The 13,248-nt window shown below is 71.3% G+C and carries 12 protein-coding genes; 6 read left to right on the plus strand and 6 right to left on the minus strand.

Features of this window, described 5'->3' with window-relative positions:
• Window positions 1-11: 11 nt before the first annotated feature.
• From IFT89_RS03935 to IFT89_RS03950, 4 genes are all read right to left on the minus strand, one after another.
• Complete coding sequence (locus tag IFT89_RS03935; RefSeq protein WP_191940021.1) at window positions 12-902, minus strand: EamA family transporter; 891 nt, start codon at window positions 900-902, stop codon at window positions 12-14.
• A gap of 239 nt (window positions 903-1,141) precedes the next feature.
• The gene (locus IFT89_RS03940; RefSeq protein ID WP_064293914.1) at window positions 1,142-1,546 is read right to left on the minus strand and encodes a RidA family protein; all 405 of its coding nucleotides are present in this window, start codon (window positions 1,544-1,546) and stop codon (window positions 1,142-1,144) included.
• Window positions 1,547-1,623: 77 nt separating this feature from the next.
• Window positions 1,624-2,397: an IclR family transcriptional regulator gene (locus IFT89_RS03945; RefSeq protein ID WP_202938296.1), complete on the minus strand. Its 774-nt coding sequence runs from the start codon at window positions 2,395-2,397 to the stop codon at window positions 1,624-1,626.
• Window positions 2,394-3,443: a sugar kinase gene (locus IFT89_RS03950; protein ID WP_202938297.1), complete on the minus strand. Its 1,050-nt coding sequence runs from the start codon at window positions 3,441-3,443 to the stop codon at window positions 2,394-2,396. Before IFT89_RS03950 ends, IFT89_RS03945 begins: the two co-directional genes overlap by 4 nt.
• Before the next feature lie 158 nt (window positions 3,444-3,601).
• Here IFT89_RS03950 and IFT89_RS03955 point away from each other — a divergent pair, with 158 nt between their 5' ends.
• The 4 genes from IFT89_RS03955 to IFT89_RS03970 are packed head-to-tail and all read left to right on the plus strand — an operon-like array spanning window position 3,602 to window position 8,736.
• A complete protein-coding gene (locus IFT89_RS03955; RefSeq protein ID WP_202938298.1) occupies window positions 3,602-4,906 on the plus strand; it encodes an amino acid deaminase in 1,305 nt (434 codons plus the stop codon).
• A gap of 23 nt (window positions 4,907-4,929) precedes the next feature.
• Window positions 4,930-5,589 (plus strand): bifunctional 4-hydroxy-2-oxoglutarate aldolase/2-dehydro-3-deoxy-phosphogluconate aldolase, encoded by a 660-nt coding sequence (locus IFT89_RS03960; RefSeq protein ID WP_202938299.1) that lies wholly within the window; start codon window positions 4,930-4,932, stop codon window positions 5,587-5,589.
• A complete protein-coding gene (locus tag IFT89_RS03965; RefSeq protein WP_307783418.1) occupies window positions 5,586-7,226 on the plus strand; it encodes an N-acyl-D-amino-acid deacylase family protein in 1,641 nt (546 codons plus the stop codon). Before IFT89_RS03960 ends, IFT89_RS03965 begins: the two co-directional genes overlap by 4 nt.
• Before the next feature lie 40 nt (window positions 7,227-7,266).
• The gene (locus tag IFT89_RS03970; protein WP_202938300.1) at window positions 7,267-8,736 is read left to right on the plus strand and encodes a GntP family permease; all 1,470 of its coding nucleotides are present in this window, start codon (window positions 7,267-7,269) and stop codon (window positions 8,734-8,736) included.
• Window positions 8,737-8,935: 199 nt separating this feature from the next.
• Here the strand turns inward: IFT89_RS03970 and nucS are convergent, their stop codons facing one another.
• On the minus strand, window positions 8,936-9,631 hold the full coding sequence (gene nucS, locus IFT89_RS03975; protein ID WP_202938301.1) for an endonuclease NucS: 696 nt from the start codon (window positions 9,629-9,631) through the stop codon (window positions 8,936-8,938).
• 95 nt (window positions 9,632-9,726) lie between these two features.
• On the minus strand, window positions 9,727-10,971 hold the full coding sequence (locus IFT89_RS03980; protein WP_191940027.1) for an MFS transporter: 1,245 nt from the start codon (window positions 10,969-10,971) through the stop codon (window positions 9,727-9,729).
• A gap of 125 nt (window positions 10,972-11,096) precedes the next feature.
• Between IFT89_RS03980 and IFT89_RS03985 the strand changes: the two genes are divergently transcribed.
• Window positions 11,097-12,161 (plus strand): LacI family DNA-binding transcriptional regulator, encoded by a 1,065-nt coding sequence (locus IFT89_RS03985; RefSeq protein ID WP_240043988.1) that lies wholly within the window; start codon window positions 11,097-11,099, stop codon window positions 12,159-12,161.
• Window positions 12,161-13,248 (plus strand): ATP-binding protein (locus tag IFT89_RS03990; RefSeq protein WP_202938302.1); only part of this gene is annotated, 1,088 nt, incomplete at its 3' end. The genes IFT89_RS03985 and IFT89_RS03990, both read left to right, overlap by 1 nt.

Raw genomic sequence — 13,248 nt, forward strand, 5'->3', positions numbered from 1 at the left:
GTGTCCGCTGGTCAGCCCGCGAGGAGGGCGACGCCGATCACGACGACGGTCGCCGCGGCGATCCGGCGTACGGGTCGGCCCTCGCGGAGCACGAGTGCGCCGAACAGGCTGACGAGGATGACGCTCACCTCGCGCATCGGTGCGACGAGCGCGACCGGCGCCATGGTGATGGCGACGAGCACGAGGATGTACGACATCGGCGAGAGCACTCCGAAGGCGAGGATGCGCGGCCAGTGGGCGCGCAGGACCGCCGGCAGTTCGCGTGCCCGGCGCCCGAGCGATCCGGAGAACAGGACGACCTCGACCGCGGTGCAGCCGACCATGTACGCGACGGGCGAGGCGCCCCACGTGCGGACGGCGTGCGCGTCCCAGATCGTGTAGGCCGCGATCGCGACCCCGGTGAGGAGCCCGAAGGCGACTGCAGGGTCGAGGCGTCGTCGCGTTGCACGCACCTCGACGGCGACCGGTGACGGGTCGCTGCCGCGATCGACGAACCCGATCGCGACGACGCCGACGACGATCGCCGCGACGCCGAGGAGCGCGAGCAGCGACGGGCGCTCGCCGAGGACGAGGACCGCGATGATCACGCTGATCGTCGGGCCGGTGCCGCGCGCCGTGGCGTAGACGGTGGAGAGGCGTCCGCTGGCGTAGCCGCGTTGCAGCACGAGCATGTAGACGTAGTGCAGCACGGCGGAGACGACGACGCCGATGGCGAAGCCGGCGAGGTCGTCCGTACCGAGACCGCCGGTGAAGGGGACGACGATCGCCCACAGGACGGTGCTCGCCACGGCGCCCCACCAGAGGAAGGGCATGCCGATCCGGCTGACGCCGTGGGCGATGATGTTCCACGCCGCATGGCAGACTGCGGCGGCGAGGACGATGGTGACGGCGAGCAGAGACACGTGAGACCCTTCCGATCCTCGCGGGCGCGACGATCAGGGTTCTCCGGGCTTTTGTTCTGTCAGATGACGGTCGTTGGCTGGCCGCCGACCGTGGCGCCGCTCGGACCAGTCGAGCTGTCGCTCCGGAACCCTAGGCGCTATCGCGCACCACGCTACCAGCCTCCGGCGAGGCGTGTTCGTTCGCCCAGTTCTGGGCGAACGAACGCTCGGTCGCCCGAACTTGGGCGAATGGACGTGCGTCAGTCGACGATCGCGATGGCGTCGATCTCGACGAGCATCTCCTCGCGCGGGAGGCCCGTGAAGACCGTGGTGCGCGAGGGCAGGACGCCACCCTTCACACGCGAGCCGACGAATTCGCCGTAGGCGTCGTTCATGATCGCGAAGTCCTCGCGCTTGGTGAGGTAGACGCGCAGCATCATGACGTCGTCGAAGGTCGCGCCGCCGGCCGCGAGGATCGCCTCGACGTTCTGCAGCGTGCGGGTGGTCTGCGCGGCGACGTCGCCCGGGAACAGGTACTCGTTCGTCGCGGGGTCGACGGGGCCCTGGCCGGAGACCTGGACGAAGTTGCCCTTGCGGACCCCCTGGGAGAAGGTGTGCGCCGGAGCCGGGGCGTCGGTGGTGGAGATGGCGGTGCGTTCGGTCATGGGGGTGTGTCCTTCGGTTGGTGGCCCTTCGACAAGCTCAGGGACCGGGATGGGTGGTCGGGGACCGGGTATGGGGGTCAGGCGGTGGCGGAGGGTTCGGCGGCGACCGGCGGTGCGTAGCCGAGTTCTGTGGAGATCGCGGACGTGGTGGCGAGGAGCTGCGGCAGGAGGGCGCGGACGCCGCTGTGGGGGAGGACCATCGTCGGGACCGAGATCGACACCGCCGCGGTGACCCGGCCGTCGGGCCCGAAGACCGGCGCGGCCACGCAGTTCATGAAGCTCTCGTGCTCCTCGTGGTCCTCGGCCCATCCGCGTTCGGTCGAACGCTCGATCTCGGCGAGCAGGGCGTCGGCGTCGGTGATGGTCTTGTCGGTGTACCGCTCGAACACGATGCCCGTGACGACGCGTCGACGCTCCGCCTCGTCGAGTCCACCGAGGAGGACCTTCGCGACCCCGGTCGCGTACAGGGAGGCGGGCAGGCCGACGCGCGAGTACATGCGGAGGGGCTGACGGGACTCGACCTTGTCGATGTAGAAGACGGAGCCGCCCTCGTAGGCGGCGAGGTGCACCGTCTGGCCCGTGGCAGCCCCGAGCGCCCGGATGTGCGGAGCGGCGACGCCGCGGACGTCCTGCTCGTCGAGCGCGGTCTGGGTCAGCTCGAACATCGCCCGCCCGAGGTGGTACCGGAACGACGCGTCGCGCGTGACGAAGCCGTGCTCCTCGAGCGTGTTGAGCAGGCGCAGCACCGTGGTCTTGTGCACGCCGGCCGTCGCCGCGAGCGCGTCGAGGGAGTTGGTGCCCGAGACGATCTCGCGGAGGAGGTCGAGCGCGCGGGACAGGGACTGGCTCATGCGTCGATCATCCCGTGTGCGCCGACGGTCGTCCACGGCAGTGGGTGCTCCGCGGTGATGCGCCACGACGCCCACTCCTCATCGGTCGCCTCGACGATGATGCTGACGCCCTGCGCGTCGGGTACGAGCTCGGGGCGGTCGCCGTGGCAGATGAGCGTCGACGCCGCGACCGCGTGGCCGAGCCGCGTGCAGGCGGTGTCCGAGTGACCCGAAGCCAGCCCGGCGAGGTAGCCGGCGGCGAACGCGTCGCCCGCACCGACGGTCTCGACGACGTCGACCGACAACGACCGCACCTCGATGCCCGCCTCGGAGCCACGGTGGAGGGTGGTCGCGGCGTTCTCCTCGTCCTTGAGCACGATGCGCTGCAGGGTCGGCAGCTCGGCGAAGAGGCGGGCGGCATCCGTGTGGCCGAAGAACAGCTCCGCTTCGTCGACGCCGAGGAACAGGACGGACGCCTGGTCGAGCAGGCGGTGCAGCGGGGCGGTCGAGCGACGCTCCCAGAGTCGCGGCCGGAAGTTGAGGTCGACGCTCAGGACGGTGTCTCGGGGGAGCGCGTCGCCCAGCCCGCCCACGAGCAGCGCCGTCGAGTCGGAGAGGGCCGGGGTGATGCCGGAGGTGTGCACGATGGCGGAGGCGGTGATGGCAGCCCGGGTCGCCTCGTGCCGCAGGGTGTCGGCGCCGAGCTGCGACGCGGCGGACTCGCTGCGGTAGTAGTGCATCCGCGGCCGACGGTCGCCGTCGGCGCTCACGATCGTCTCCTTGACGTAGAGGCCGGTGGGCCGGTGGTCGTCGCGTTCGACGGCGTCGGTGAGGACGCCGTCGTGCCGGGCCGTCTCGAGGATGTAGTCGCCGAAGCCATCGGCCCCGAGGCGTGAGATCCAGTGGGTGGGGACGCCCAGGCGCGCGAGGCTGGAGGCGACGTTGAACTCGGCGCCACCGACAGCCGTCTGGTAGGCGCGTGCCTCGGCGACCGGAAGCTGGCCCTCGGGCAGGAGGACGACCATCGCTTCGCCGATCGTGCTCACGGTGGACGGTGACGTCGTCATCACGGTTCCCCTCGCGTCTCGGCCGGGTCCGGTTGACGGCCTGTGGACGTAATGCTAGAACAGACGTAGCGCCGGATGCAATGTCGGTTGCAAGATGCGCAACGCTCGACGCTCGTGACGTCGGCGGGTGCAGCGCTCGATCGCGAAACGAGGAGACGATGACGGACGAGTTCGATGCCGGCGCGCTGGGCGTGCTCGACGGCAGCCTCAAGGGCTTCCCGCCGGCGTCCGTCGGGACCGACGCCGCCGCGTTCCTCGCCGGTCGACCGGCGCTCGCCGACTTCACGACGCCGCTCGTGACGCTCGACCGCTCGGCGGTCACCGACAACGTCGAGACCATGCGGCAGTGGTGCGACCGCGCAGGGGTGGGCCTCGCGCCGCACGGCAAGACGACGATGAACCGAGCCCTGTGGCAGCGTCAGCTCGACGCGGGTGCCTGGGGCATCACCGTCGCGACCCCGTGGCAGCTCTCCGTCGCGCTCGACTGGTCGATCCCCCGCGTGATGCTCGCCAACGCCCTCGTGCAGCCCGAACACCTGCGCGCCGTCGGGCGGGCCCTCGACAGCGGCGACGCCGAGATCGTCGTGTGGGCCGACTCCGTCCGCGCGGTGCAGATCATGTCGCGCGTGCTGGCTGAGCAGCCGCCCCGTCGCCCCCTCCACGTGCTCGTCGAACTCGGTGCGCCGGGCGGCCGCACCGGAGCCCGGGACCACGCCACCGCGCTCGAGATCGCCGAGGCCGTCGTCGCCTCTCCCGAGCTCGCGCTCGCCGGCGTCAGCGGCTACGAGGGGGCCCTCGCCCACCACGGCGACGACGGTTCGCTGCAGATCGTCCGCGACTACCTGGAGTCGCTCGCCGCTCTCCACGACGTGCTCCTCGCAGGTGGCCGATACGACGGACGTGTCCGGACGCTCATCGTGACCGCCGGGGGCAGCGCCTACTTCGACGTGGTCGCCGAGGTCCTCGCCGGACTGCGCGACCTCGACGGTGCTCACGGACACGCCGTCGACGTGCTGCTGCGCTCCGGCGCGTACGTGACCCACGACGACGGCTTCTACCGCGGGATCACCCCGCTCGGCCGCCACGAGGGCACCGGCGACTTCCGCTCCGCGATCCACGGCTGGGCGACGATCGTCTCCCGCCCCGAGCCCGGCCTCGCGCTCGTCGACGGCGGGAAGCGCGACTTCCCGTTCGACGAGGGGCTTCCCGAGGTGCAGGGCGTCCGCCGCGCCGGGTCCACCACCGTCGAACCGCTCCCGGGCGCGACGACCACGGCCATGAACGACCAGCACACCTTCGTCTCCCTGCCGCCCGGCAGCGACGTCGAGGTCGGCGACGTCATCCGCCTGGGCCTCTCCCACCCGTGCACCACCTTCGACAAGTGGCGTGCCCTCGTGGTCATCGACGACGTCCGTTTCGCCGAACCGAGCGCCGTCGACGCCGTCACCACCACCTTCGGCTGAGCCGAACCGAACAGGAGCCCCGCATGACGCTCGAGACCCCTCCCACCACGCCGCACGCCCTCGACGCCCTGTACGCCGACCGCGCCATCGCCGTCGTCCGCGTGCCCGTCATCCCCGACCCGGTCGAACTCTGCCGGGCGCTCGCCGCGGGCGGGATCCGTAGTGTCGAGTTCACCTTCACCACGCCGGGCGTCGAAGCACTCATCCGCGCTGCGGCCGACGCGATCGGCGACCACGGGGCCGTGATCGGCGCGGGGACGGTCGTGGATCGCGACACCGCGCAGCGCGCCATCGACAGCGGTGCGCAGTTCCTGGTCACGCCCGGTCTGAGCGAGGAGGTGGCCGAGGTCGCCACCGCCGCCGGTATCCCGTTCCTGCTCGGTGCGATGACGCCGAGCGAGGTCATGCGCGCCGCGTCGCTCGGTTCCCACGCCGTGAAGATCTTCCCGGCCGCCGCCATGGGGTCCGGCTTCCTCAAGGACCTCAAGGGTCCGTTCCCGGGTCTCCGGCTCGTGCCGTCGGGCGGACTGCACGCCGGCAACGCCCGCGAGTACATCCAGGCCGGCGCGGCTGCCGTGACGGCGGGGTCGAGCGTGGTCGGTGCGGCCGACGTCGCCGCGGCCGATTGGGCCGGGGTCACCGAGCGTGCGACCGCCTTCACCACGGCGGCCCTCCTGCCGTGACGTCGCGACCGACGGACGATGCGCGCGCGGTGGTCATCCGCGGCGCTCGCATCGTCGACGGCACCGGCGGACCGAGCGTGCACGGGTCGCTGCTCATCGACCGGGGCCGCATCATCGCGATCGGGGCGTCCGCCGAGGCCGACGCGCCCGCTGACGCCCTGATCATCGACGCCGACGGTCTGGTCGCGTCGCCAGGCTTCATCGACATGCACGCCCACTCCGACCTCGCCGTCCTTCGCGACCACGAGCACCTCGCCAAGGTCTCGCAGGGCGTCACCACGGAGGTCCTCGGACAGGACGGGCTCTCCTACGCCCCGACGGACGACCGCACCATGGCCATCGTCCGGCAGCAGATCGCCGGCTGGAACGGGCAACCCGACGACGTCGACTTCTCGTGGCGGACCGTCGGCGAGTACCTCGACCGGGTCGACCGCGGGGCCGCGCTGAACGTCGCCTACCTCGTGCCGCAGGGCTCCGTCCGGATGCTCGTGGTCGGCACCGAGAACCGGGCTGCGACCGCTGACGAGATCGCTCGCATGCAGGGGCTCGTCGCGGCCGGTCTGCGGGAGGGGGCCGTCGGCATGTCCTCCGGGCTCACCTACGTGCCCGGCATGTTCGCCGACACCGAGGAGCTCGTCGCGCTGTGCCGCACCGTCGCGGAGTACGGCGGCTTCTACGCACCCCACCAGCGCTCGTACGGCAAGGGCGCACTCGAGGCGTACGCGGAGATGATCGACGTCAGCCGCCGGTCCGGGTGCGCGCTGCACCTCACGCACGCGACGATGAACTTCGGCGTCAACGCCGGCCGGGCCGCCGAACTCGTGGCGCTCATCGACGCCGCCATCGCCGACGGCGTCGACATCACGCTCGACACCTATCCCTACCTCCCCGGTTCGACGACCCTGTCGGCATTGCTGCCGAGCTGGGCGGCGGTCGGCGGGCCGGACGCGACGATCGAGCGTCTGGGCGACGACGACGTCCGTGCGCGGATCCGATACGAGCTCGAGGTGCTCGGCACGGACGGCTGTCACGGTGTCGTCACCGACTGGGCCACGATCGAGATCTCCGGCGTCGCGAACCCCGAGCTCGCCGGGTTCGTCGGCCGGACCGTCGCCGACATCGCCGCGGAGGATGCGGGACACGCGTGGTCGGGCGACCCGACGGCCCTGTTCTTCGCGCTGCTCGAAGCCGACCGGCTCGCGACCGGCATCCTCCAGCACGTCGGCGACGAGGCCAACGTGCGCACGATGATGGTGCACCCGGCCCACGCGGGCGGCAGCGACGGGATCCTCATCGGCGCGAAGCCGCACCCGCGCGCCTGGGGCACCTTCCCGCGCTACCTCGGCCACTACGTTCGCGAAGAGGGGGTGCTCGGGCTCGAAGACGCCGTCGCGCACCTCACCTCGCGACCGGCCGCGCGACTCGGACTCAGCGACCGCGGCGTGCTCCGCGTCGGAGCCGTCGCCGACCTCGTCCTTTTCGACCCCGCGACCATCGCCGACCGCGCGACCTTCGCCGAGCCCCGGCAGCAGGCCGCGGGCATCCCGTGGGTCTTCGTGAACGGTGCCGCCGTCATCGCCGACGGTCGACGCACCGACGCCGTCCCCGGTCGTTCGCTCCGCCGCCGCCCGGCCTGACCGCTTCCCCTTCCTCACCGCCGACACAGAAGGTCCTCCCATGTCCATCACCGCCCTCGCGCGCAGCGTCGCCGCCGCCGCACCAGCCCCGAGCGATCCCATCGGGTGGCTGCAGCAGACCACCCCCGGCCTGCTCATCCTCTGCGCCGTCGCCATCGCGGTGCTGCTGTTCCTCATCATCCGGGTGAAGCTCGAACCGTTCATCTCGCTCTTCATCGTCGGCATCGGCCTGGCGCTCGCGACGGGGACGAGCATCTACCAGATCGTCGGCGTGGCCGTGCCGGACCCCTTCGACGACGAGCAGATCAAGCCGGGGGCGTCGCTCCTCGAGACCGGCTTCGGCGGGATCCTCGGGCACATCACGATCATCATCGGTCTCGGCACCGTGCTCGGCGCGATCCTGGAGCGCTCCGGTGGTGCTGACGTGCTCATCCGGAAACTGCTCGGCCGCTTCGGAGAGCGCGGCGCTCCGATTGCGATGGGACTGACCGGGCTCATCTTCGGCATCCCCGTGTTCTTCGACGTCGGCATCTTCGTCCTCGCGCCCCTCGTCTACATCACCGCGCGTCGCGGCGGGAAGTCGCTCGTGCTCTACGCGCTCCCGATGCTCGCCGGCCTCTCCATGACGCACGCGTTCCTGCCGCCGCACCCGGGCCCGACGGCGCTCGCCGGCACCTTCGAGGTCGGGCTCGGCTGGCTCATCCTCATGGGCTTCCTCTGCGGCATCCCCGCCTTCATCGCGTCGGGCATCGCCTGGCCGCTCTGGATCGGGAAGCGCGTCATGGTCTCGATTCCCGAGGAGTATGTGCTGGAACCCGAGGACGACGCGCCCGAGCGCAAGGACGTCTCGCTCTGGGCCGTCGGTCTCATCATCGTCACGCCGATCCTGCTCATCCTCGCCGCGACGTTCGGTGCCCTCGCGCTGCCGAACGGTCCGGTCCTCGAGGCGTTGACGCTCATCGGGAACCCGGCCGTCGCACTCACGATCGCCGTCTGCCTCGCGTACTACGTGCTGGGGGTGCGGCGCGGCATGACGCTCGCCGAGCTGGGCGAGCTCTCCGGTCAGTCACTCCGACCGATCGGCATGATCCTGCTCGTCGTCGGTGCGGGCGCGTTCTTCGGCGCGGTCATCTCAGCGACGGGTGTGGGTGCGGCACTGGCCGAGGTGCTCGGTTCGCTCGGCCTGCCGATCATCGTGTCCGCGTACCTCATCAGCTCCGGCCTCCGCATCGCGCAGGGCTCGGCGACCGCGGCGATCGTCATCACGGCGGGGATCCTCCAGCCGGTCGTGCTCGCGGGCGACTACTCGCAGCCGCAGCTGGCGCTCATCGGCATCGCGATCGCCGCGGGCTCGATCACGCTCTCGCACGTCAACGACGGTGGCTTCTGGATCATCGCGAAGTACTTCAACATGTCGGTGAAGCAGACGCTCGCGACCTGGACCGTGCTCGAGACGATCCTCTCGGTCGTCGGCTTCGGGATGGTCGCCCTCATCTGGCTGTTCGTCTAGCCCGAGTCGTGGCCGTCGGTCCAGTGCCTTTCTCAGGAGTGTCCGGGCGTGTCGGTGCCTGGTGAAGCCGGCGCGCCGGAGGACTCCTGAGAAAGGTCACTGAGCGGTAGGTGGTGCCTTTCTCAGGAGTGTCCGGGCGTGTCGGTGCCGGGTGAAGTCGACGCGCCGGAGGACTCCTGAGAAAGGGACTCAGTCGACGTCAGAAGAGGCGGGAGTCGCTGTCGTCGAGGCCGCGCATCGCGTCGTAGTCGAGGACGACGCAGCGGATCCCGCGGTCCTGGGCGAGGGTGCGCGCCTGCGGCTTGATCTCCTGGGCGGCGAACACGCCCTGCACGGGAGCGAGGAGCGGGTCGCGGTTCATGAGTTCGAGGTAGCGGGTGAGCTGCTCGACGCCGTCGATGTCGCCGCGGCGCTTCAGCTCGACCGCGACGGACGCCCCGGTCGCGTCGGTGGCGAGGATGTCGACCGGGCCGATCGCGGTCATGTACTCGCGGCGGATGAGTCGGTAGCCGTCGCCGAGGAGTTCGATCTGCTCGGCGAGGAGCTTCTGCAGGTGCGCCTCGACGCCGTCCTTCTGGAGGCCCGGGTCGACGCCGAGTTCGTGCGCGCTGTCGTGGTGGACCTCGTGGATCGACACGATGAGGGCGTCGCCGGTCTTCTTGTGCGTGACGTTCCACAGCTCGGTGATCCCGGCCGCGGCCTGCGTCTCGTCGGGCTCGACCGTCGTGAGCACGCAGGGCGGGCTCATCCAGTTGAGCGGCTTGTAGGAGCCGCCGTCGGAGTGGACGAGCAAACTGCCGTCGTTCTTCACCATGAGCAGCCGCTTGGCGAGCGGCAAGTGAGCCGACAACCGTCCGGCATAGTCGACCGAGCACTCCGCAATCACCAAACGCACGACGACGAGCCTACCGCGACACCGCAGCGCGTCCATTCGCCCATGTTCGGGCGACGGAACCGTGAATCGCCCGAACATGGGCGGACGAAAAGGGCTCAGCGCTTGCGGCGGCTGCTCTCGCGGGCGGCCGGCGACGCGAGGCCGGCGAACACGATGAGTACGAGCACGACGAACAGGGCGTTCAGCAGGCCGATGGCGTCGCCGAGGATGCCGATGAGCGGCGGCCCGACGAGGAACGCGCAGTAGCCGATCATCGCGACGGCGCTCACCCGTGCCGCAGCGCGCTTGGAGTCGTCGGCCGCGGCGGACATGCCCACCGGGAACCCGAGCGAGGCGCCGAGTCCCCACAGCACGGTTCCGAGGACCATGAGGCCGGTGACCGGCGTGAGGATGAACAGGACGAGTCCGGCGATCGCCGCGGCGGCCGACACCTGCAGCACCGGCACCCGGCCGAAGCGGTCGATGAGCGGCCCGCCGACGATGCGACCGACGGTCATCGCGGTGACGAACACGCCGTAGACGAGCGCGCCGGTCGTGTTGCTCTGCTCATGGCCGTCGACCACGGCGAGTGCGAGCCAGTCGTTGGCGCTGCCCTCGGCGAACGCCATGCCGAGCATGATGACGCCGATGAGGATGAGGCGGCCGTCCGCCCAGACCGAGAGGCTCTCGCGGAGACGGTCCTGCCACGGCGCCTTCGGTGCGTCGTCGAGTTCGTCGGCGACGACCTGCTCGGCGGGGACGAAGCGCACGGCGACGACGGCGACGATCGCGATGACGACCGCCATGACGAGCGCGTGCCAGAAGACCTCGAGGCCGGCTGCGGACGCGAGTGCGCCGAGCCCTGCTCCGGCGACCGTGCCGAAGCTGAAGCACGCGTGCATCAGCGGCATCACCGTCTTGCCGAGCTCCTGCTCGGCCGCGGCGCCCTCGACGTTCATCATGACGTCGAGCGCTCCGTTCCCGAAGCCGAAGATGATGAGCCCGACGAGGACGATGCCCTCGAGTGGCACGAGGCTCGCGCCGACCCCGATGAGGAGCAAGCCGGTCGCGACGAGCCCGAGCGTGAGCTGCATGCCGTGTCGCGGGCCGAGACGCGCGAGGAGGTGCTGGGAGGCGACGAGGCCGAGGATCGATCCGATCGACATGCCGAGGATGAGCAGCCCGACGGCGCCGGTGGTCAGCTCGAGGTTGTCGCGGATGGCGGGGATGCGCGCCACCCACGTCGCGATGCTGAGGCCGCTCAGGGCGAAGATCACGAAGATCGCGTTGCGCCAGGCGAGGAGTTCGCGGCGTGGGCGTAGTGCGACGGGTGCGGTCTGCGGGTTGGTCGGCTCTGACACAGGGTCCTCGGGATCGGTGCTGGTGCGCCTGGGCGCTCGGTGGAGCGGGGTGGTGAGGCCCGTGCGTCTCGGTGGATCTGGCGGAAATCGAATCGATTCGATTCCGTCGACTAAGCTAGCAGATCGTGGACCAGGAATCACGCCCCTCGCGACCGACGCTCGCCGATGTCGCCGAGCGTGCGGGTGTGTCGCCGTCGACCGCCTCGCTCGCGTTCAGCGGCGCCGGACCCGTGTCCGAAGCGACCAAGCAGCGGGTGCTGCAGGCTGCGGCCGACCTCGACTACGCCGGCCCCGACCCGCGGGCCCGCTCCCTCCGCCAGGGACGCAGCGGCATCGTCGGAGCCGTCGTCGCCGGCCGCATCGGGCACTCCTTCCGCGACCCGGTGATGGTCCAGACCCTCGACGGACTCGCTGACGAACTCGGCGCGGTCGGCGCGGGACTGCTGCTCCTGAACGATGCGCAGGAGGGCACGCTGCAGTTGAGCAACGCACCGATGGACGGCGTCGTCCTCATCGGCTGCAGCCCGAACCTCGACAGCTCGGTCGCGATCCTCAGCCGACGGGGGATGCCGATCGTGTCGATCGAAGGACTCGCAGCCCTCGGCGTCCCCGACATCGCCGTCGACAACCGCGGTGGCGTGCGTGAGGAGGCGCGACACCTCGCCGACCGCGGCCACGAGCGGGTCGCCGTCGTCACCCTCAACCTCGACTCGACCGAACGCCGCGGCCCGCTCACGCCCGAGTGGGAGCGATCCGCCACGACGGTCCCGGCGATCGAACGCTTGCAGGGCCTCCGCGACGTCTTCCCCGACGCGCAGGGGTTCGTCACCACGGGGTCATCGCTCGAGGAGGGGCGGGTCGCCGGACACGCCATCCTCGACGTTCCGGCGGATGAGCGCCCGACGGCGATCGCCGCACAGAGCGACCTCCTGGCCGCCGGCGTCATCCGCGCAGCCGAGGAGCTCGGCATCTCCGTTCCCGCGGAGCTCAGCGTCGTCGGGTTCGACGGCATCCGCGTCGAAGGGCTCGACTACGACCTCACGACGGTCTGGCAGCCCTCCCGGGAGAAGGGGTCGGCCGCCGGCCGGGCGATCGTCGCCATGCTCGACGGCCGCGATCCGGAGTGCGAGCAGTTCGCGGTCCGGTTCCACCCTGGCGCGACCACGGCACCGGCGCGCCGGGCCCGGTGATGCGACCGACCACCCTCTCGTCCATCGCCGACCTGGGGGAGCTGGCCGAGGCGCTCACGGGGTTGCGCGCGGCGGCCGGTGCGCCGTCGTTCGCCGAGCTGGCCCGGCGGGTCGGTGCCCTCCGGCTCAGACGAGGTTCCCGCGACGCCCCCGGCAAGGTGACGGTCTACGACTGCTTCCGCACCGACCGGCATCGGGTCGACGCCGAGCTCATCCACGACCTCGTCCTCGCCCTCGGAGCCTCAGCGTCAGCGGCCGCCGAGTGGCGCACCACTGCTGCGCGCCTGAACGGTGCGACGCTCGGGGGCCCGGTGTCCGCCTCCGTCCTGCCGGCAGCCGAGGGATCGACGTCCACCGGTGTGGAGCCCGCTGCCGCACCCGTCGTCGTCCTCACCGGGCTCCCCGGGGTCGGCAAGGCCGAGGTCGCGAGGCGGCTCGCCGAGGTCGAACGCCGCCGTACCCCCGGTGCGGTGGTGCTCCTCGTCCGGTTGCACGGATTCGAAGACGGGCAGCGTCCGGCGGAAGCGGACGAGGTGCTGCGTGAACTGGTGCGCGCCGTCGGAGGTCGGTCCGATCGTCGCCTCGACACCGCAGCGCTGCGCGAGACCCTCCGAACGGCGGCGCGCGACCGCCGGATCGTCGTCCTGCTCGAGGACGCGTTCTCCGCAGCGCAGCTCGCTCCACTCCTGATCGCCGACCACGCCCGGGGTCCCGCCGGGCGCGGTCTCCAGCTGATCGTGACCTCGCGAGCCCGGCTCGACGGCCTCGAGGCACTGGCGGCTGCGGAGGGACTCGCGGTGGACCGTCGGACCGTCCTGCCGCTCGAGACCGAGGAGACGGTCCGGCGGCTCTCGGCCGCGACCGCCTCGCGGCGTCCGACGTCCTCCTCGGCCGACGACGCGGCGGTCCGCCGGCTCGCGAAGGCGATCAGCGGGATCCGCCTCGACCTCGACCTCGTGCTGCGCTTCATCGAAGACCACCCGGACTGGTCGCTCGCCGATGTGGCCGAGCGCTTCGGCGACCGCCCGCGGCGCGACCACGCGGTGCCGCTCCTGGAACCCTCGGTCGCCGCCGTCGGACCGGCCGC

It is taken from the genome of Plantibacter sp. CFBP 13570 (assembly GCF_014841395.1).
In the GTDB taxonomy this organism is placed as follows: Bacteria; Actinomycetota; Actinomycetes; order Actinomycetales; family Microbacteriaceae; genus Plantibacter; species Plantibacter auratus.